The sequence below is a fragment of the Anoxybacteroides rupiense genome, assembly GCF_014196195.1.
Taxonomy (GTDB): Bacteria; Bacillota; Bacilli; order Bacillales; family Anoxybacillaceae; genus Anoxybacteroides; species Anoxybacteroides rupiense.
On record NZ_JACIDF010000010.1, the window covers coordinates 71,839 to 92,013 of the forward strand.

18 protein-coding genes and 2 pseudogenes are annotated in these 20,175 nt (G+C 41.2%); 2 read left to right on the forward strand and 18 right to left on the reverse strand.

Going from position 1 to position 20,175, the window contains the following annotated elements; translation table 11 throughout:
* Positions 1–151 precede the first annotated feature (151 nt).
* Both GGQ95_RS14910 and GGQ95_RS14915 read right to left on the reverse strand, forming a co-directional pair.
* Positions 152–523: a competence protein CoiA family protein gene (locus GGQ95_RS14910; RefSeq protein ID WP_183187065.1), complete on the reverse strand. Its 372-nt coding sequence runs from the start codon at positions 521–523 to the stop codon at positions 152–154.
* A 119-nt stretch (positions 524–642) separates the two neighbouring features.
* Positions 643–1,116 (reverse strand): annotated as a pseudogene (locus GGQ95_RS14915) (DUF2538 family protein); the annotation flags it as partial.
* 1,191 nt (positions 1,117–2,307) lie between these two features.
* Here GGQ95_RS14915 and GGQ95_RS14920 point away from each other — a divergent pair.
* Complete coding sequence (locus GGQ95_RS14920; protein ID WP_183187067.1) at positions 2,308–2,781, forward strand: VanZ family protein; 474 nt, start codon at positions 2,308–2,310, stop codon at positions 2,779–2,781.
* Between the two features lie 300 nt (positions 2,782–3,081).
* Here GGQ95_RS14920 and fumC read toward each other — a convergent pair whose 3' ends face one another.
* Positions 3,082–4,470, reverse strand: coding sequence for a class II fumarate hydratase (gene fumC, locus GGQ95_RS14925; protein ID WP_183187068.1), 1,389 nt, complete (start codon positions 4,468–4,470; stop codon positions 3,082–3,084).
* 152 nt (positions 4,471–4,622) lie between these two features.
* Here fumC and GGQ95_RS14930 point away from each other — a divergent pair.
* Positions 4,623–5,143 (forward strand): annotated as a pseudogene (locus GGQ95_RS14930) (alpha/beta hydrolase); the annotation flags it as partial.
* Positions 5,144–5,201: 58 nt separating this feature from the next.
* Here GGQ95_RS14930 and GGQ95_RS14935 read toward each other — a convergent pair.
* The 15 genes from GGQ95_RS14935 to GGQ95_RS15005 form a co-directional block, all read right to left on the reverse strand.
* Positions 5,202–6,071, reverse strand: coding sequence for a fructosamine kinase family protein (locus GGQ95_RS14935; RefSeq protein ID WP_183187069.1), 870 nt, complete (start codon positions 6,069–6,071; stop codon positions 5,202–5,204).
* 19 nt (positions 6,072–6,090) lie between these two features.
* Positions 6,091–6,636, reverse strand: coding sequence for a hypothetical protein (locus GGQ95_RS14940; protein ID WP_080860752.1), 546 nt, complete (start codon positions 6,634–6,636; stop codon positions 6,091–6,093).
* Between the two features lie 725 nt (positions 6,637–7,361).
* The gene (locus GGQ95_RS14945; RefSeq protein ID WP_183187070.1) at positions 7,362–8,693 is read right to left on the reverse strand and encodes a PTS galactitol transporter subunit IIC; all 1,332 of its coding nucleotides are present in this window, start codon (positions 8,691–8,693) and stop codon (positions 7,362–7,364) included.
* Between the two features lie 21 nt (positions 8,694–8,714).
* Positions 8,715–8,990 (reverse strand): PTS sugar transporter subunit IIB, encoded by a 276-nt coding sequence (locus GGQ95_RS14950; RefSeq protein WP_044741673.1) that lies wholly within the window; start codon positions 8,988–8,990, stop codon positions 8,715–8,717.
* Positions 8,991–9,026: 36 nt separating this feature from the next.
* Complete coding sequence (locus GGQ95_RS14955) at positions 9,027–9,494, reverse strand: PTS sugar transporter subunit IIA (RefSeq protein ID WP_044741672.1); 468 nt, start codon at positions 9,492–9,494, stop codon at positions 9,027–9,029.
* A 952-nt stretch (positions 9,495–10,446) separates the two neighbouring features.
* Positions 10,447–11,394, reverse strand: coding sequence for a sugar-binding transcriptional regulator (locus GGQ95_RS14960; RefSeq protein ID WP_183187071.1), 948 nt, complete (start codon positions 11,392–11,394; stop codon positions 10,447–10,449).
* Between the two features lie 301 nt (positions 11,395–11,695).
* A complete protein-coding gene (gene lpdA / locus GGQ95_RS14965) occupies positions 11,696–13,078 on the reverse strand; it encodes a dihydrolipoyl dehydrogenase (RefSeq protein ID WP_183187072.1) in 1,383 nt (460 codons plus the stop codon).
* Between the two features lie 14 nt (positions 13,079–13,092).
* The gene (locus tag GGQ95_RS14970) at positions 13,093–14,430 is read right to left on the reverse strand and encodes a dihydrolipoamide acetyltransferase family protein (protein WP_183187073.1); all 1,338 of its coding nucleotides are present in this window, start codon (positions 14,428–14,430) and stop codon (positions 13,093–13,095) included.
* 17 nt (positions 14,431–14,447) lie between these two features.
* Positions 14,448–15,431 (reverse strand): alpha-ketoacid dehydrogenase subunit beta, encoded by a 984-nt coding sequence (locus tag GGQ95_RS14975; protein WP_044741668.1) that lies wholly within the window; start codon positions 15,429–15,431, stop codon positions 14,448–14,450.
* A gap of 15 nt (positions 15,432–15,446) precedes the next feature.
* Complete coding sequence (pdhA, locus tag GGQ95_RS14980; RefSeq protein WP_044741667.1) at positions 15,447–16,427, reverse strand: pyruvate dehydrogenase (acetyl-transferring) E1 component subunit alpha; 981 nt, start codon at positions 16,425–16,427, stop codon at positions 15,447–15,449.
* Between the two features lie 298 nt (positions 16,428–16,725).
* Positions 16,726–17,655 carry a sugar-binding transcriptional regulator gene (locus GGQ95_RS14985; protein WP_231883425.1) on the reverse strand — a complete coding sequence of 310 codons (930 nt, stop codon included), beginning with the start codon at positions 17,653–17,655 and terminating at the stop codon, positions 16,726–16,728.
* Positions 17,656–17,717: 62 nt separating this feature from the next.
* Positions 17,718–18,077, reverse strand: a complete 360-nt coding sequence (locus GGQ95_RS14990; RefSeq protein ID WP_044741666.1) for a PTS glucitol/sorbitol transporter subunit IIA — start codon at positions 18,075–18,077, stop codon at positions 17,718–17,720.
* A 20-nt stretch (positions 18,078–18,097) separates the two neighbouring features.
* A complete protein-coding gene (gene srlE / locus GGQ95_RS14995) occupies positions 18,098–19,129 on the reverse strand; it encodes a PTS glucitol/sorbitol transporter subunit IIB (protein ID WP_044741665.1) in 1,032 nt (343 codons plus the stop codon).
* Positions 19,130–19,179: 50 nt separating this feature from the next.
* Complete coding sequence (gene srlA, locus GGQ95_RS15000) at positions 19,180–19,707, reverse strand: PTS glucitol/sorbitol transporter subunit IIC (protein WP_183187074.1); 528 nt, start codon at positions 19,705–19,707, stop codon at positions 19,180–19,182.
* A gap of 25 nt (positions 19,708–19,732) precedes the next feature.
* A complete protein-coding gene (locus GGQ95_RS15005; protein WP_240371462.1) occupies positions 19,733–20,158 on the reverse strand; it encodes a transcriptional regulator GutM in 426 nt (141 codons plus the stop codon).
* Between the last annotated feature and the right edge of the window lie 17 nt (positions 20,159–20,175).

The following is a 20,175-nucleotide window of genomic DNA, read 5'->3' on the forward strand; positions in this document are numbered from 1 at the left end:
TGATACGTTTCCTTACGTTTAGCAATGTGAGTAGCATAGCCTTTGCTCCCTTTAAAGCCAGTGAAATAGTCAATTGCCCATATTTTTTCTTGATTAGGAAAGGTTAAGATAAAATCCAGTATAAATGATAACGTCCCTTTATAGTGGTAGCTTAGCTGTCTTGAACAGTGATGCCATAAGGCTTTAACTGTCCTTCTAGGAGTGTTCGTAGGATGGTCTTCCCCAGTTCATGTCTCTTGATATTCTCGTATTTTTCTTTTTGTTTCTTGTATTTGCGGTAATTCTCGCTATAGGAACATTCACTGCCGTCTTTATGACGAAAGTGAACACTGCGATCGAGCGGGAGAACCATTTCAACCGGTTTCCCGCAACAAACACAAGTAAACGCTTCTTTTTTAGAAAATAGGCGATAATCGTGATTTAACTGTTGAATGATTTGTTTCTTATCGAGTCCATTGGTACTGAGTCGATGAAATTCATAGCAAATATTAACCAATTGACCATGAAACCAAGCCGACTCCATTTTACTCGCCTCACTTTACTTTTCTTCTCTATATTCCGCTAATGGTCACTTTCATCCTTTTCCCTTCTGTTCGAAAAGTGTACGGTACACCTTTTTAAAAAAGTTATCTATTGATTTTCCTACTCTATATGTATTGCAAGCCCATTAATTTCTCTATTCCCTTTACGGATTAACACTACCTGTAAGAACACCTTGAATAAAGCGTCATCCCATGTTTCTAGTGCATCCATAAGATTGAAGTCGTTATGTCTATTAAATAAATTCGTTGCAAGATCAACCAATTTACGGTAACCGCTAGAAAGTTGGTAGTATGCTTCGCTCCGAATTTCCTTCCCTTCTTCATCCACTTCTACTTCACAGTCGATTACTTGATACTCTTGCCCTGTTTCCTCATCTGTTTCAAAATATGAGGTATCTTTATATTTCACTGTCCATAGAAAAGGATAAGTTTTTAAAAAGCTGTCACTAATGCAACGATTATAAATGTCTGGAAGTGCTAATATATAAGCGACAACATGGTATTCCTTATCGTTCCGTGCGTGTGGATACACTTCGGATACTAAATATTCATAGTTTGATTTATGCGGTTCGTTAAAAAAGTACGTAAAACCACCTCTTGTTTAATTATTTTTTATTTCTTTCAATAAATTAGGGATTCAGATTTTTGATTCCCCTTTTTTGTATGTTTATTATTGGTGCATAATTCTTCTAACAGGCGTTCAATGTATTCTGGCACATCGCAGTTATTCTCGAATGTTAGGTCTTTTAACTGTTGGTGCAAGTGTTCATCTAGATGAATCAAAACCGACTTTCTGTTATTGGATATTTTTATAATTCGTTCATTTTTGTATAGCTTCCCTGATGATGTATAAAATTTTGTGTCAAGCATTTGGCTAGACCAAAAGAAAAAGGAAACTTCCATAGCCTAATGATTGACATAACCAATAGCGAAAGAAAAAGAATCACATTCGGTGCTAAACAGGCGGCAACGGTGGAGGCAGTTACCGCCCCTCCTCCATTTTTTTTCACCATATGGAGAGGCTGTTCTCTTTTGTATCTTGTCTTCCTCATCTCTATCCCAAAAGCGCGATCACCCCTAGTATAGGATGACTGCCAAAAACAATGGGACGATTCGTCCCATTATTTTTTCAATAGCGGGACGGTGCTTTAACCACCTAGTGATAGATGATTTTGAAAATTGTCTTTATCTTATGGTAACGTAAGGCATGTTTTAGATTAGGAAAGCCAATGAACGAATTCCTCCTGCAGCTCTTCAATCACCGAAATGCTGACATCGAAAAGGTTGATCATCAGAGGGGAAAGCTTCCTCCACGCTCGTTTACAAATATCGAAGGACATGTAAAGATACCGCCTAAACCAATATGAAAAATATTACTATAAAGTAAAATTGAACAAAAATATATACAATATATTTCTTTTTTATAGTATAAAATTTATATAGAAATAAAAATACCTATACAGTACCTAGAGGAAAGAAAATAGCGATATTAAAAAATGGTTTCTGCAGTTGCTGGGCTAGTATTTGTTCCGCTTTCTACTTTTGCTGCACTATCTATTTAAATCAGACGATGGGGTTGATTATGCATAACTGGATTAGCTGCCTGACCCCCCCTCTTGATTTATCTTGAAAGGAAAGAGTTTATGATTACTATTAAACCTATATATTTTATTCTAGCTACCATTTTATTTGTAGTCGTTCAGGCATTTATGGTCAGAAGAAAAAAGGAGTTTAATTTTTTTAGCATATTGGCAAATATATTTTTGTGAACTACTGTCTGTACGTTATGTTCTTACTCTTTTTCCCTATTTATATTGATCCGAAAGCAATAGATACAAGTCAACCGATCGCTCATAATATTAATATAATTCCCTTCGCTTCGTTAATCGATATGGCCATATTCGCTATCAAACACGGCTATTATATGTCTTTAGTTACAAACATTGTGGGAAACACTTTGCTGCTTTTCCCATTGTCCTTTTACTTGACAGTCCTCTGGGATCGGCTTAAAAGCGTGAAAACAGCATTTATTTCCTCCATTTCCATTTCTATTTTAATCGAATTGATTCAATTAATTGAAAACATTTTTCAAGGGACTGGAAGAAAAGTAGATATTGATGATGTCATGCTAAATGGAATCGGCTTTTTTATCGGATACTGGATTGCTGTTCAACTTTATTCACCACTTAAAGAGATCCTTTCACAATCGAGTATCCGTTTAAAAAAACATCATTTATAACTTCAGCGATTTACTATGCAAAATTTTGAACCCTATCCGAGCGTTGCAACAAAAGCTGGAATCATTCTGTTTTGTTTTTTGGGGATATGGTGATCATTTTATATTAGCTGATCGCCATTCTAAGCATGGATAAATGGAGCGACTTTTATTATGGAAAATAAAAGCAATAAGTTGATTGAGTTTTTTAGCTTGCTCATGGCCTAAAAAGACCATGAGCGAGCTTTCATAAGTTAAATTGGCGCGAACGCGATAAAATAAGTGAGGCTTGGACTTTTAAGACGTTAGAAAGCTACTTTTTGATCACGCTTTTGGATGAATCATCTCTTCAGGACGAACATATTGATCGAATTGTTCTTCCGTTAGCACTCCTAATTCAATGGCCGCTTGTTTAAGGGACAAGTTATGTTTATGAGCATGTTTGGCAATTTTCGCCGCATTTTCATAGCCAATGTGAGGATTCAAGGCTGTTACTAACATTAAAGACTGATTCAAGTATTCTTGTATCACTTTTTCGTTTGGTTTAATGCCGACGGCGCAATTCGTATTAAAGGAATCCATCGCATCGGCTAACAGACGGACAGATTGCAAGAAATTATAAGCAATGACCGGTTTAAAAACATTTAATTCAAAATTCCCTTGACTTGCGGCAAAACCAATCGCCGCATCATTTCCCATCACTTGAACCGCTACCATGGTGAGTGCTTCACTTTGTGTAGGGTTTACTTTTCCAGGCATGATCGAGCTGCCCGGTTCGTTTTCAGGGATGATAATTTCCCCGATTCCGCAACGAGGGCCGCTCGCCAACCAACGAACGTCATTTGCGATTTTCATTAAATCGGCAGCTAAAGCTTTTAAAGCACCGTGGGCATAGGTGATTTCATCATGGCTTGTTAAAGCATGGAACTTATTGATTGACGAAGTGAACGTTTCTTTTGTATAAGCCGAAATCTCTTCGGCAACCATCTCGCCAAACTTTGGATGAGCATTAATTCCTGTTCCTACAGCCGTTCCCCCAACCGCCAAGGCTTTCATCTTTTCAGTAGATTCCATAATCATCTCTTTGGAACGCTGCAGCATATATGCCCAGCCGCTAATTTCTTGCCCGAGTGTAAGCGGGGTGGCATCTTGGAGATGAGTACGACCGATTTTTACAATATGTTGAAACTCTTTTTCTTTCGCAACGAACGTTGTATGTAAGCGCTCTAATGCCGGAAGCAAAGTGTCTTTGATCGCAAGGACACTCGCAATATGCATGGCTGTCGGAAAGGTATCGTTTGAGCTTTGACTCATGTTGACATGGTCATTCGGATGAATCTTTTCATCCATTCCTTGTTCTTTTAACCAGGCATTTCCGCGATTCGCTACCACTTCATTCACGTTCATATTCGACTGCGTTCCACTACCGGTTTGCCAAACGACAAGCGGAAAATGGTCATCTAATTTCCCAGCTAAAATTTCATCGCAAGCAAAAACGATCGCCTCTTTTCTAGGTTTGCTTAGTTTTCCTAGTTTTTCATTAACGATGGCGGCACTTCTCTTTAGCACGGCGAAAGCGCGAATTAATTCGATTGGCATTTTTTCTGTTCCAATTTTAAAATTATTCTTACTTCTTTGTGTTTGGGCTCCCCACCATTTATCCGCTGGAACTTTCACTTCACCCATTGTGTCTCTTTCTATCCGATATTCCATCGATCGAATTCCTCCCATATATTGATGATTTCTATGTTTACTATAAAGGAAATGAGCCTCTGGTTTCAAATGATTAAGATGTAGCTTACAAAACAATTTGACAAATAGGGAATAATCCGTCAATATTACTCTGAATTTGAGATATCTTAATTAACGAACAAGCTCTCCTGCCATTAGCTGAGCATATCGATCCACAAGCGAACATACTCAGTGTTCGAGGAAATGTTTTAGAAAACGGAATGCCGCGATTTTTTAAGCGCTTGGCGGAAGGAGTTTTTGATGAGGCCGATTTGATTAAGCGGACGAAAGAACGAAACGACTTTTTAGATGAAGCAGAGGCAAACTATCAATTGAACCGCGGAAATATCGTGGCATTTGGATATTCCAACGGAGCTAATATAGCAGGAAGTTTATTGTTTCATTTTAAAGGGACTTTAAAAGGGGTCTTGCTGCATCATCCAATGATGCCAAGAAGAGGAAACAAACTTCCTGATTTAACCGGTACGTCCGTATTTATTGCCGCGGGTGTGAATGATCCGCTCTGCCTCCGGTCAGAAACGGAGGAACTAGAAGGCAAAGGCCAAGGTAACCATTCATTGGATGAACACCGGCCCATCAGCTTACATGGCAAGAAGTCCGGCAGGCTGCTGAATGGGTATCAACATACGGTTAAGCAATAAATAAGAAAGGTAGAATGAAATCGTTGACGAAATGTTGTTAGGTGAACACGGTTAAACATAACGGTTAACGATTCTTTCTACCGCATTTACATAGCTTTTTCCAAACAAATTGAGATGAACAAGCAGATAAAATAATTGATAAAGTTCTTTACGATCTTCATAATCTTTGGATAAAGGATTTACTTCTTGATAAGCATGATAAAAGCCGGCTGGAAACCCGCCAAATAATTCGGTAAAGGCGAGCTCAAATTCATCATGTCCATAAAAAACAGAAGGATCGATGAGATACGGTTCGCCATTTTCCCCCGCCATCCAATTTCCGCTCCATAAATCTCCATGAAGCAAAGAGGCTTTTGGTTTTTCTGGTATCCATTGCTCTAACTCTTGCATCAGCTTATTTAACTTTTTGAAAATGGAAAGGGGTAACAATCCCTTTTCTTCAGCAAGACGAATTTGAGGTTGCAGCCTGCATGTTCGATAATAGTCGATCCATGAATCAAACCATTGATTCGGTTGCGGCAGCTTTCCAATGTAACCATTGTTCGCAAAACCAAATTTTTCCCCTGTATAGTTATGCATGAGGGCGAGAAGAGCCCCTAGTTTTTCGGCGGCTTGTTCAGTTTTCTTCCCGGATATCCATTCTAAAATTAAACAGCCAACCTCGCCATCTTCATACACGTGAAACACGTTTGGAACGGAAATCGTCTTCGTTAAGCGAATCGTATCTAATCCGCTTTTTTCAGAATGGAAAAAGCGTGGAGGCGGCGCTGCTTGAATTTTTATGAAATAGGAGCCGGAAGCTGTCCGAATGTAAAAAGATTCATTGATATCTCCGCCATAAACTTGTTTCCATGTAACGATTTCGCTTGTATCGAAATACGTTTGGATGGCTTTGGATAACATAGAATGCATATGGACCATATCCTTTCCTATTCACGATTTATCCTTCTTCAGGCTTTTTTCTTGGAAAGATAAAATAGGAGATCGAGATGAGAAAATCGACGATGAGCACAATTGTCCAAACTTTTGCAATTTGAACGAGGGCAGCCGTTCGTTCGATATCGTCAATCAACCAATCAATCATTCCTATCATACCACAACCGATCATATAAGATAAAACATGCCGAATCCAGCCTTTAAAATAATGCTTTGCATAGTCGAGACCGTAACGCTTCACTGGTTTTGGCCCTGTTTTTGCCACGTAATATTGAAATCGCTCATCCGCCCAGCGTACCATGCTTTTTCCGAAAGCGATCGAAACGCCAATGTATACGGCAGCCAAACCGTGGGCAATGGTGGCTGTTGCTCCACGATATAAATCAAAACTCGTAGCGATAAGTAAAACGAGATCGACGATAGGTGACATCGCTAATAGATAGATTCCTAGCTTTTGTTGCTTAAAAACATATCTTGCAAATAGGCCGGCAATAATGAATACCCAAAATCCGATTTCACAGGCAATAATGAACCATGCGATCCAATTCATCTGTTTCTCCTTTTTAATACAATCGTACTAAAAAAGTACAGATTAAGCAAATGGTTTGAAGACCATGACAGGAAGCCTTCTCCATTTTCATAAAAAAACGTTTGGAACACATGAACCAACAAATGTCCGAAGAACGCGATAAAAAACGAGATCGACTGCTCCATCAACATACATTCGGAATCAATAGCCTTTTTGATGAAGAAGAAAAGGTGATCTCTAGAAGAGAAAATGAGCGCTTACATGCAGAACATCTATTTATTGCAGCTTCCTCACCTTCACCCCGTTAAGAGGCGGGAGAGTTCTCGGCGGATGAGGCTACAATCATTTGAAAAGAAACCAATATTAAATTGAGAGAGTGGATTACAGAGGGTTTACTGATAAAAGGCATAAAAAAATAACTTCCCCCCAAGAATGTTGCTCACTGTCACTTTTGAAATGGGGTACAGAAAGTTTTTCCACCCCACATCATCCGTTCAGCACATATGTCTTTCAATCCATTGTCCGTCTGCTTATAGGTTCCTTCGCTATCCATTCATTTGTTATCATATGTAACTGCTTTTTGATAAGCTGTTGCAAAACGTTCTATGCTGATGGTTTTTTAATTAAGCAGCAACACAGAAACCGCCAAAACATTCCGCAAAAAAACTTCAACTTCGAAACTGAATCGTTTGGAAGTTGAAGCTGCATGTTTTCGTTTGCTGTAAGAAGCAAAGGATGAACCCCATTTATGATTCGTTTGTTTTATTGGGCCTTTTATTGATGTAATAAGCGGTTGCTAGAGCAATTAATGCAATGATCATCAAGCCAATGTACCCTAACTTTGCCCCGAATAAGAAGATCGCAGTCGTTGGAACCGCCCCGTCAACAAGCGAGGATATGGAGTTCGTTCCTTCTGGGAAAGAAAAACCTACATTTTTGGCTGCTTGTGTGAAAAGAGGGGAAATATAGGTTGCTAGCAATAAACCAAACCCTAATGCAATCGTGCTTGCTACCACGGTTCGAATAACATTTCCCCGGAAAATCGGAACCATCATACTGACAATGAATGGGATCGTTGCCAAGTCACCGAATGGCAATACTTTGTTGCCAGGTACAATAATGGCTAGTAATAAGACAATCGGCACCATGATCAAAGATGAGGCGATTGCTGCTGGATGTCCTACTGCCAAAGCACTGTCCATCCCTATGAATACTTCGCGGCCAGGAAATTTTGATTTTACAAATTCGCTGGCAGATTCTGAAACGGGCGCAAGTCCCTCCATTAAAATGGAGACCATCCGCGGTAAAAGAAGCATAACAGCTGCAGTCGATACTCCTAAATTCAACACTTCTTTTGCATTCCATCCTGCTAAAATACCGATAATAAGACCTAATATCAGCCCTAATACTGTCGATTCACCTAAAATTCCTAATCTTTTTTGAATCGATTCAGGATCAGCTTTTAAATTTTTAAACCCGGGAATCATGTTGAAGAGCTTTTCTAAAGGCCAAGCAAACAAAATATACGGTGTAGACGTTCCATGGGGAAAAGAAATGTTTGGATAGCCATAAAATTTCTCTACATGTTTTTGTGACATATCAGCAAGGACTAAGAGGACAATGGCATGTACAGAGGCGGTTACAATTCCCATCGCAAAGCTGTCGGTCATAATGCTGACGAGCGCACCTGTGAAGGCAATATGCCATAAATTCCACAAATCAATATTCAGCGTTTTTGTCAAGCCTACAATGAGTAAAATGAAATTGACAATTAATCCGATAGGGATTGCCAAGGCACCTACAGTTGATCCGAAGGCAATGGCCGAAGTAGCTGGCCAACCCACGTCAATAATACTTAAATCAATCCCTAGCCTTTCAACCATATCTTTTGCGGCAGGTCCTAAATTATCCACGAGCAAGCCGATAATTAAATTCACACCGATAAAGCCAATTCCGACGGTTAAACCTGCCCGAAAGGCACGCCCCGGTTTCATTTTTAAAACAAGACCGAATAAAAAAATGATGACAGGCAATACGACTGTAGGGCCTAAATCAACAATCTTTTGGATGAAATCCATATACTCCCATCCCCTCATTGATTATTTTAATGCTTCTAATATATCGTTAAATACCTTTTCCTTTCCTATTCCTGTTAGTAAAGGAACGGCATTAACAACCTTTGTTTTAATGCTTGGCGGAACAACGGTTGTCGATATGATGACATCATAATCATTTCCGGTTGATAAAATATCCGAAACTTTTGATTGATAAAGCTGAACATCGATTTGTTTTTCTGCAAAAAATTCCTTTAGCTTATTGATCACCATTGTTGATGTTGCAACTCCAGTTCCACAAATGACAAGCACCTTTTTCATTTTTATTCCTCCCTTAATCATCAATATTTTCTATTTTCAAAATATTTCAGTTTCTAAATAGGCAGCGATTTCTTTCTCGTTTTTCATGTCTTTTAAAACAAGCAATTTTTCTTCTTTTTGAAAAAATTCCATTAAACGTTGCAGGAGTTCGATTTGTTTTTTGCCATCGTTCATCGCAAGCATCAAAATAATAGATACATGTACTTTATCATCAGGACTTCCCATTACAGAGAACTCTACAGGTTTCTTTAAGATGGCAACTCCTATGCCCGTTCGAGCAACATGGTAAGCATCTGTGTGCGGAATGGCAACACCGATTGAAACTAATGGCAATCCAGTCGGAAATTCGGCTTCCCTTTCTAAAACAGCATGCTTAAAGGTATCCTTAACAAAACCTTGTTTATATAAAGCATCCGAGAGTTGAGAAAGAATGTCATGTTGATCATACGCTTCGACATTTAACAACACACAATTTTCGTGAATGATTTTTTCAATCGAATTCATGAACCTTCCCCCTAGTTAGGTTGAAACACAATCGCGCAAAAAATGATAATTCTGACTTTTTACATTTGTTCTATTTAGTTAATTTTGTTTTAATTATATTTGTAATCGCTTTCTCGTGTCAATACATAAAACCAAATTCACGGTTGAAATGTAAAAAAAACGATAGATTCGTATGTTGGTTGCATCTGTTACATCGAACAGCTTTTTGCTGATATCAATAGGACTCGCTTGTTTCGCTTCGCTATCATAAATTTCATAAGGGCAATAGCTCTTTTCCTCACGACAGAATGCCAGTCTGATCGCCAAATTTTTGATGCCTTTTGAATAGAAATAGGCGATCGCTCTTGAACATGGAGATGACAACTCTTTTTAAGCAAGCTGCTACGTACGATCGTTTTCCATAATACACCATAATCACCTAAAAGCTTTGTCGTAAAGCCGAAACACTAATGGAAAGGCTTGTTTCATCATATGAACCATGAGCCAACAGGTAGATGTCTCAGACGAACGAATGAACCATATGCGAGCAATGGAAGCCGCCTCCTTCGATCATGAGATCAAGCGTATCAGCGCTCAAGAAGGTCTTTATTTAGGCTTGACCATTGAGACAACGGAACATCCCCTATTGCCTTTTCCTACAGAAGAATGGTTTCATCCCACAGATTTTGGCTCATTGTCGCCCAATGCTTCGGATAAAAACTGAGCGGATGAAGCCCCCGTTAGCGTTCCGGCCATTCCTTCATCGATGATACGGTTGTGATACCTCATCATCCATGTTGAGTAATAGAGTCTCGGTCCTTCTATCTGTAAAAACTTGGTGAATCATTAGTAAGCTGCAGCCTGATACATGAACCTCCTCAATCGTTTGGTCACATCTCTACTTTATGAAGGTTTTTTTGTAAATGTATATTAATGAATGGACCCAAGTAAAAATGGTTTTCCATGAAATTTTTCACCAATTTTCAACAATCGCTGCAGCAGTCTGCTCATCAATAATTAAAACATTGATGAAGCCTCCGTTCAGTGCTCCTTTTATACTTTCAAGTTTATGAATTCCTTCAACAACCGCTATCACTCGGTTCACCTTTTTTAATTCGCTTAAGGAAACGCCAATCATTTTATTGGTGAATGAATTGATAATGACATTACCAGATTCATCAAAAAATCGAAATCCGATATCACCCACGACACCCAGCTTACGCAAATAGTGCAGATCATCATCCTTCAAGTAACCTAGCTTACGCAAGGTGGAGGATTTATGCGGATTGCCGATTCCAATGATGGCAACATCGATATTCCGACCTTCTTCAAGCACGGCTTCGATATCTGGCATGGATAACAATCTTTCCCTTAATTCTTCTGTCTCAACAATGGCTGGAGCATATAAATAAAGACAGGTACAGCTCATTTTTTTAGCCAATTCGTGGGCAAGCTGGTTCGCATGAATTTCAACGAATTTTCTTCCCATCCCTCCTTCAAGCGGAATAATTTTTAACTCTTCTTTGCGAATATACGGAAATTCTTTCACTAGTTCTGCAAGCGTCGTTCCCCACGAAATCCCTAACCTTTTCACCGACTTTAAATTTTTAGAGAGATAATAAGCGCCCGCACGCGCTACAGCCCGCTTCACCATATCAGGTGTCAATCCTACTGTCGGTACGACAACCGCATCCTTCAATCCGTAATGCTTCTCCAATTTTTGCTCCAATTCAACGGTATGGGCACTTTCATCTTTAATAAATATTTCTACGATTCCTACTTCTTTCGCACGCTGCAGCATTTTGGAAATAATCGGTCTTGACACTCCTATTTTTTTCGCGATTTGTTCTTGCGTCCACCCTTCCATATAATACAATGTAGCCACTTTAACAAGCTGCCTTCTTTCTTCCCACTCTAACATTTCCTCACCTCTTCTTTTTTCATACCATTTCAGGTGTGTTGATGACCCATAAAAAACCCGTTGACATTGCTTGATTCCTAGCTCAATCATTCCACATTTTTCATAAAATAATGGATTATCAACACTTGCGATGTCATTTGATCTATCTGATTACTTACATAATTCTATAATAAACATATCATCAGATGAATAAAAAGCTTTTATGTTCCATTTACTTTTTTAAAAGCAAAAAATAAGAGCTTATTTACATTTTGTTCGATCCATAGAACAATTGTAAATAATCCCTTTTTACACCACACTATTATTTTTTACTTTTATCTATAATGTTTTTTGCGATGTCAAAAAACGATTCAGAAATCGTTGGATGCGGGTGAATCATACGGGCCATTTCTTCGACCGTGCCTTCTAGAAATATGAAAGAAGACGCTTCGGAAATCATTTCCGTTACGTGAGGGCCGACCATGGTGACGCCGATGATTTCTCCATATTTCATGTCATAGACGATTTTGACAAATCCTGATGTGTTGCCGGAAATCAACGCTTTCCCATTTCCGGCAAGATCGAATGTTTCTGTCTTCACCGCAAGCCCTTTCCGTTTCGCCTCTTCTTCCGTCCATCCGACGCTGGCCACTTCCGGAAGTGTGAAAATACAGCGCGGAACCACTTGATTGTCCATTTTCCGCTCGTATCCCGCTGCGTTCGAAGCAGCAACGATCCCTTCCATATAGGCTGCATGCGCCAGCTGGTATCCCCCTATGACATCGCCGACAGCATAAATGTTGGAAGCGCTCGTTTCCATTTTTTCATTTACTTGAATAAAAGGTCCGTTTTGCTCCAGTTTTAACCCCTGAACCGCAGATAAATTAGGCTTCCTGCCAACGCTTACTAAAAGCGCCTCTCCTTCGACCAACACGGATTCGCCTTTTTCATTGAGACATTCCGTCATGATTTTGTCTCCATTTTTTTGCACACGTGTCACTTTCGCATTTGTTAACATTCGTACTCCTTTTTTTTGCAGCGATTGAGCAAGCGCTTTGGAGGCGTCCGCATCTTCGGTCGGGATCATCCGTCCAGCCATTTCAATAATGGTCACTCGTGTTTTAAAACGAGAAAAAACCGTCGCCAGCTCCACGCCAATCACGCCGCCGCCAATAATGGTGAGGGAGCTTGGGATGTTGTCGATTTCAAAAATGGTATCGCTTGTATAAAAAGAAACATCGTTTAGCCCGGCGATCGGAGGAATGGAGGGAGATGAGCCGGTCGCCACAATGATTTTATCCGCTTGAACACGTTCCTCTTTTTGATCTGCAATCAATTGAACCGTATTTCCTTCTTCTAAAAAGCCTTCTGCCTGATATACGTCAATTTTTCCTTGTCTTAACAAAAGCGCAATCCCTTGTCGGAGACGGGAGATGACGTCATCTTTCCGCTTTTTCATCTTGTCTAAGGAAATCGTGAGGTTGCCCGTTTGAATGCCCCATTCTTTGGACAACTCAATGGATTCTATAATTTCAGCGTTTTTCAACCATGTTTTAGAAGGAATGCAGCCTCTATTTAAACAGGTGCCGCCTAAAAACTCCTTTTCCACCAGCATGACTTTTTTTCCAAGACGAGCAGCATGAAGAGCCGCCATATAGCCTCCCGGACCGCCGCCGATGACCGCGATATCATACGATTGTGCCAAATGGAACCTCCTCCTTATAAAATCATTTCATACGGGTTTTCGAGAATGCGTTTGACTTCAGCTAAAAATTCCGCCGCGGGCGCGCCATCGATGACGCGGTGATCAAAAGACAAGCTGACGGTCATGATTGGGCGGATGGCGATTTCCCCATTGACAACCACAGGTTTTTCTTGGGTTCTGCCTACGCCTAAAATCGCGATTTCCGGCTGATTAATAATCGGCGTGAATGCATCAATCGGATACATGCCTAAATTGCTAATCGTAAAAGTAGAGCCTTCCAGCTCATCGGGCCGGAGTTTTTGTTCCCTCGCGCGCTTGCTTAAATCTTTTGCTTCCGCGCAAATGGCCGCCAGCCCTTTCTGTTCCACTTGTTTAATGACCGGCACTATTAAACCGTCTTGGACCGCAACGGCTACTCCAACATTGACATTCTTTTTATAAATGATTTCATCATGCTCCAAATGGACGTTTACTTCAGGGAAGCGTGATAAAGCCGTACCAACCGCTTTGATGAGAATGTCCGTATACGTTAAACGAAATCCTGTTTGTGTTTCGACAGTCGGAAGGAGGGCTATTCTCATTTCGATCGCTTTTGTCATATCCACATCGCTGGTTAATGTAACGTGGGGAGCGGTAAAGGCGCTTTGTACCATGCGGTCGGCCACCACTTTCCGCAATCCAGATAGCTTCTTCCGGACTTCATGCTGCTCCTGCTTTTGTCCTGACGCTTGAGCTGGAACAGCATGGATCACATCCCGGCTCATCACCTTGCCGCCTGCTCCTGATCCTTGAAGCGTCTTCCAATCGATATTCTCACGTTCGGCCATTTTTCTTGCCAGCGGCGATGCTTTTGGCTGTTCCTTTTCCGTTTCTAAATATTGCTGCACATCTTTCAGGTGGATGCGGCCTTTGGGCCCGCTTCCTAAAATGCTTTGTAGATCCGCTTGCGCTTCTTTGGCTAAGCGTCTGGCGGCAGGTGTGGCTCGTACCTTTCCATTCTCATTGCTTTTCCCTTCGACAGCGTCCTCGCTTATTGCAGACGGTTCCGTCTTTTGACCAGATGGTTCGGTTGCTCCTTCTGATAAAATCGGCGGCTCTTCAGGAACAGCCTCCCCTCGTTCGCCGATATAGCCAATCACTTGATTGACCGGGACTTGATCATCGGCTTGGAAATATTTTTTCAACAGGATTCCTCTGTCATAGGCCTCCACTTCGATATTGATTTTATCGGTCATAATTTCAAAGAGCGGTTCGCCGATATCAACAGGTTCACCTTCTTCTTTCAACCATTGAAGGAGTGTGCCGACTTCCATCGTACTGCTCAGCTTCGGCATAAAAATTTCTTTGGCCATCGGTTCTTCCCCCCTTTTTATTTAAATTGGACCGTTTCTTTTACGGCTTTGATAATATCTGGTACTTGCGGGACAGCCGCTTTTTCTAAATTCGGGTTATAAGGAATCGGAACAGGCAGCCCGCCAAGCCGTTTAATAGGGGCGTCGAGATAATCGAAAGCCTCGCTCTCTGCAATGATGCTTGCGATTTCACCGCCATATCCTCCACGTTTGACCGCTTCGTGGACAACGACCACTCGTCCTGTCTTTTTCACCGATTCGACGATCGTCTCTTCATCAAGCGGGACAAGTGTTCTCGGATCGACAATTTCGACGTCAATCCCTTCCTTTTCAAGCTCTTTTGCCGCTTCTAATGCCTTATGCACCATCATCGCTGTGGCAACAATGGTTACGTCCTTTCCTTCCCGTTTCATGTCTGCTTTTCCTAATGGAATCGAGTATGGTTCTTCTGGAACGTGGCTTTTCATTTTGTAAAGGAGCTTATGTTCGTAGAAAATCACGGGATTATCATCATCAATCGCCGCCTTCAACAATCCTTTGGCATCATAAGCGGTTGACGGCTGTACGACCTTTAGCCCGGGAATATGAGCCATCCATGCTTCTAGGCTTTGGGAATGTTGGGCAGCTGCGCCTGTACCTGATCCAGCAGGAGTTCTTACCACCATCGGAACCTTCCCTTTTCCTCCGTACATGTATCGGAGTTTGGCCGCTTGGTTCACAAGCTGATCCATCGCGATCGTGATAAAATCGGAAAATTGCAGCTCCAAAATCGGCCGCATCCCTGTCAACGCTGATCCGACGGCCGCACCGGCAATAGCTGCTTCCGAAATCGGCGTATTTCTCACACGTTCCGGTCCAAATTCTTCAATCATTCCTCGCGTGACACCAAATGCGCCGCCGTAAACCCCGATATCCTCTCCTAATAAATAAACATCTTGATTTTTTCTCATTTCCTGACTCATCGCTTCGCGAACGGCTTCTAAATACGTGATCTCTCGCATCGCTTTTCTCCCCCTTTACGCATAAACGTCTTCCAACAATGTATCGAGCGACGGTTCTGGACTTTTTTCCGCAAACGCGACAGCGTCTTCAATTTCCCGGAACGCTTCTTCGCGCAGCTGTTCGGCCTTTTCTTCTGTTAATACTCCTTTTTCCATCAAGTACTCTTTGAATCTTTTGATCGGATCTTTTTTTCTCCATTCTTGTTCTTCTTCGCGAGTGCGATATTTTTTGGCGTCGCTTTTGGAGTGGCCCTTCCATCGATAGGTTTTGGCTTCAATCAGTACAGGCCCCTTTCCTGATCTGGCATATTCAACCGCTTCATAAACGGCATTCATCACTTCCAGCATGTCATTTCCGTCGATGACCTTGCCGGGAATGCCGTAAGCCTGTGCCCGATCGGCGATATGTTCAATATTGAACATATCTTTGACAGACCCGCTCATTCCATATTGATTGTTCTCGCATATGAACACAACGGGAAGATCCCAAATGGAAGCAAGGTTTAGGGATTCATGGAAGCTTCCTTCATTGGCTGCACCATCTCCGAAAAAGCACAAGACAACATAGCCTTCGTTTTTCATCCTGGAAGTTAATGCCGCGCCGACGGCCAACGGGATGCCGCCGCCGACAATTCCGTTTGCGCCAAGGTTTCCTTTTTCCACGTCGGCAATGTGCATAGAGCCGCCTTTTCCTTTACAGTATCCGGTCACTTTGCCAAACAGTTCGGCCATCATTTTATCGACGGATGCCCCTTTCGCAATGCAATGACCGTGGCCTCGATGCGTGCTCGTAATTTTATCTTTCTCTTGCAAAACCGCAATGGATCCAGCTGCCGTCGCTTCTTGTCCGACGCAAAGGTGTGTCGTTCCATGAATCATCCCCTTAGCAAAAAATTGGTCCACCTTCTCATCAAAATATCGAATGAGCCACATTTGTTTATACAATTCAACTAATTTTTCATCTGTTATAAATGCTGGAAGTGCATGATTGCTCATTTTTACACTCTCCCTTTACATTTGTTCTTTATATTTACTTTTGTAATAAATATAAAGTTTTTTCTGAAAATAGTCAAGGAATATCTACGTGAGTTTTACTAGAAATTTCAAAATAGAAAACGTATTTGAGCTTGTTTTTTCGCGCTGAAAAAATCAGGAGATCTGTTATCATATTTCGTGCAAAAAAAAAAAGCGGCTGTCATGTTTGCAGTTACGACAGCACAGCTACTGAGCAAAGATGAAAAGCATATAAAATTGATGTGTTGGACACCCTCGTGTTTTACACAGAGGATACGTTTTAGGACCCGAGCATTTCTGCTGTTTTTTCATCTGTGATCAGCACATTGATTAATTTCCCATTTAAAACGGCTTTAATGGCTTCGACTTTTTCCACCCCCGCTGCTACTCCGATCACAAACGGGATTTTTTTTAATTTTTTAATGTCGAAAGAAATAATTTTATCATTCCAGCTATTCGAAGGAGCATTTCCATTTTCATCGATAAATTTATAGCAAATATCACCGACCGCATCGAGTTCATTAAAATATTGCCGATACTTTTTGCCAATCTCTGATCTCGTAATGGTGGAGTGTTTAGGTGAACCGCCGATTCCCACAAGGATGATATCCGCTTTTTCAGCAAGTTCAAAAACACTTTGTATCGATGATTGGGACATAAACAATTCCTTATCTTTTTTACTGTCGGCTATTACCGGAGCATGAAGGAATTTATAATGGGCTTTTAATTTTTCGGCAAACATAGAAACAAGAACATTGGCATGGATATCTACCCGTTCATCTCCCATGCCTCCTACGATCGGAACAAAGGTGGTAGAGGCATAAGGGAGCTTGGCTGACAGCTGCTTTGCTACGGAGAGCAAGGTGGTGCCAGAAGAAACTCCGACAATTTGCCCATTTTTCAAGATCCTTAATAAATAACGGCTTGCATATGTTCCAATACTGTCTAAATCTGTGCCATTTCCCAGGTTAGGAACGCAAATGACCTCCCGAAGCCCATACTTTTTCTCAATCCTTGCTTCTATATTCATAAAAGGATGGTGTGAGCCGTCATGAATTTTTATTTCCACAATTCCTGCTTCTCTCGCCTTTGATAAATATTTTGAGATTAATGATCGACTTACACCGAACACTTTGGCGATTTCTGATTGGGTCGCTCCTTCCAAGTAATACATATGGGATATTTTCACAAGCAGCCTTCTATCTTCCAACAGTCCCCCTTCTTTCTATCAAAAATTAGACTGTATTTTGTTATAATCAACGAAAGAATTGGTTATTTCTCAAAGCGAATTTCTTTCCCGACTTCGAGCGATGGGAAGGCGAAAGGCTCAACAAAAACCGCTCCAGGAAGCACATGTTCATTCGGCTCGGAGAAATAGATAGAAATATGGCCCAGTTCTTTTAAATTTTTGTTTGCTGCTGATCCGACCGCCGTGATGGAATATTCTTGATCGTTCCAAATGATTTTCCCGCCTTCAATTAGAGGCTCATCTGGCACTTCACCGGCAAATTCGTGAATAACCGATATCTCTCTTAGCTCTGGAGGAGCGTGAAGTCCAAAGAGAATTAATAGGTTTTCTTCTTTAAATGATGAGACGAGTGCACCGATTTCACGAATAATGGTTTTTGACATCTTTTATCCTCCTTGAATGATTAATACATGCCAATGCTTGCGGCATATGCGATTAAAACGGCAAGAACTCCCGTGATTAAGCGGCTGTACAAGACCGCTGGCACGCCGTATTGAATCGTTTCCGGCTTTGCTTCGCCAAGAGACAGACCGACAGGGACAAAATCCGCACCCACCTGGCCATTAATAGCGAATAGAGCCGGCAAAGCAAACTGCGGCGGAATATGGCCTGCTGCAATTTGGCTTCCAATTAACACCCCAACGACTTGCGCAATCACCGCTCCGGGACCTAATACCGGCGACAGAATCGGAATGGTACATACGATAACAATGATGATCAATCCCCATAAAGAACTGGCGAGAGGAGAAAGAGTATTGGCAATCACATCACCGATTCCCGTATAATTGATGATGCCGATTAACATACTGACAAAAGCCATAAATGGAATAATATTTTTAATCAGCATATCAACAGAATCGCGGCCCGCCTGATAAAAAGTGCCGGTTACTTTTCCTATTCCCCTTGAAAACCTCATAAATAGATTTTCATTATGCTCACGGGATTCTTTTTTCACTTGTTCATATTGAGAGCGAAAGGCTTCCTTATCCTTCACATCGAATGCCGGTCTTTCTTCCAAGTTTTCTGCTCCCAAAGCATCCGCCTGAACCGCTTGTTCTTCTGCTTCATCCGCTCGATAAATGTCCTTCACGGTAACGCCTGATACAAAAATATCTTCTGTAATGTGTTTCGCTAACGGACCAGAAGGAGAAGACGGAAGAATATCAACGGTCGGGATTCTTTTCATTGGATACAGGCCGATTCTCGCTGTTCCGCCGCAATCAATCACCACGCACATCATTTCATCTTCTGGAACGGAATGTTTAAAGCCGTCTATCGCTTCCGTGCCAGTTAACTCTGCTATTCTCGCTGCTACAGGATGGATGCCGCCGCCCGTAATCGATACAACTTTTTGTTTTTTTCCTTGCGGCTCAATGCGCAAGCCTTTTCCCCAGCCGCCTGAACCTTTGGCAACAAAAACAGCTTGTTTTGACATCATTTCTCCTCCTCTTAAACATTTGAATTCGCTTTCATCTTTGCCCTATGTTAAGATTTTGCTTCCATTCTGCGCGCCAAGAATTTGGTAATATATTCGGTAATGATTCCTCGCAATAAAATGACAACAATCCCTACGAGAAAATAGCGGACAGCAAGTTCTGACATCGAATAGCCGGCCTCTTTGATCCCATTGGCAATTCCTAAATAGACAAATAGCTCGCCTGCGTTCGCATATGGGAATAGCGCTGTTACCGGATGAACGAATGATACGGCAGAATCATAAAACGCCGGTTTTTGTTTTTCTGGCAAAAATCGTCCGAACGTATAACACATCGGGTTTGTTAATAGCAATACGGACAATATCGGCATGACCGTATATCTTAACAGCATATACTTTGAGGCAAATTGGATCGCTTGATTGACCCGCTCTTCCCCAATAAATTTAATAACGGCATAAGTGAATGTAAGTAAAACAATTAAAGTCGGGATAATTCCTGTAAACATTCCCATAAACGTCTCTCCGCCGGCCTGAAACATTCCGATAAAATGTTCACCAATCCATTTTAACCATTCCATCTTTCACTTCTCCTTTCCGGGCATTTTATATGGAAAGCTTTTTCTTAGAAATGGAAACCATCGCGTTTTCGGCTGCCATTGACAAAGCCGCCAAAAATGAAGGGATTTGCTTCTTCCTTCCTCCAGCCTTTTCAACACATTCATGATGATCATCCAAAATTTTCGCTACGTGATGCCCAATGTATTTTTCATATTTTTTAAACTTCGAAAAAACGGAAACCCCTTTGAGAATATAGCAATCTTCTATCACATAATCGTTGTTCACCACAATCATAGCCACAGCGCCGGGACTCAATTTTCGTCTGTTCATGCCAGAGTACAAAAAATAGCCTTCTTTGCCTTTGTAACGGCTTACAATTTTGCCGACATATTTTTGATAATGTCTGACTTGTATGATCGTTGCCACATATTGAATCAGCAAAATCATCGATAAAATGATGGCAAGCTTCAAAAAGAATCACCTCCTTT

Coding starts and splice junctions, on each gene's coding strand:
- GGQ95_RS14950 (WP_044741673.1), bottom strand. CDS start 8,990: ATGAAAAAGGTGCTTGTCATTTGTGGAACTGGAGTTGCAACATCAACA.
- srlA (WP_183187074.1), bottom strand. CDS start 19,707: ATGGAATGGTTAAAATGGATTGGTGAACATTTTATCGGAATGTTTCAG.
- GGQ95_RS14975 (WP_044741668.1), bottom strand. CDS start 15,431: ATGCGAGAGATCACGTATTTAGAAGCCGTTCGCGAAGCGATGAGTCAG.
- pdhA (WP_044741667.1), bottom strand. CDS start 16,427: ATGAGCAATCATGCACTTCCAGCATTTATAACAGATGAAAAATTAGTT.
- GGQ95_RS14955 (WP_044741672.1), bottom strand. CDS start 9,494: ATGAATTCGATTGAAAAAATCATTCACGAAAATTGTGTGTTGTTAAAT.
- GGQ95_RS14970 (WP_183187073.1), bottom strand. CDS start 14,430: ATGGCCAAAGAAATTTTTATGCCGAAGCTGAGCAGTACGATGGAAGTC.
- GGQ95_RS14935 (WP_183187069.1), bottom strand. CDS start 6,071: ATGGTCCATATGCATTCTATGTTATCCAAAGCCATCCAAACGTATTTC.
- GGQ95_RS14960 (WP_183187071.1), bottom strand. CDS start 11,394: ATGTTAGAGTGGGAAGAAAGAAGGCAGCTTGTTAAAGTGGCTACATTG.
- GGQ95_RS14945 (WP_183187070.1), bottom strand. CDS start 8,693: ATGGATTTCATCCAAAAGATTGTTGATTTAGGCCCTACAGTCGTATTG.
- GGQ95_RS14940 (WP_080860752.1), bottom strand. CDS start 6,636: ATGAATTGGATCGCATGGTTCATTATTGCCTGTGAAATCGGATTTTGG.
- GGQ95_RS14990 (WP_044741666.1), bottom strand. CDS start 18,077: ATGTCAAAAACCATTATTCGTGAAATCGGTGCACTCGTCTCATCATTT.
- fumC (WP_183187068.1), bottom strand. CDS start 4,470: ATGGAATATCGGATAGAAAGAGACACAATGGGTGAAGTGAAAGTTCCA.
- GGQ95_RS14910 (WP_183187065.1), bottom strand. CDS start 523: ATGGAGTCGGCTTGGTTTCATGGTCAATTGGTTAATATTTGCTATGAA.
- srlE (WP_044741665.1), bottom strand. CDS start 19,129: ATGTCAAAACAAGCTGTTTTTGTTGCCAAAGGTTCAGGCGGCTGGGGA.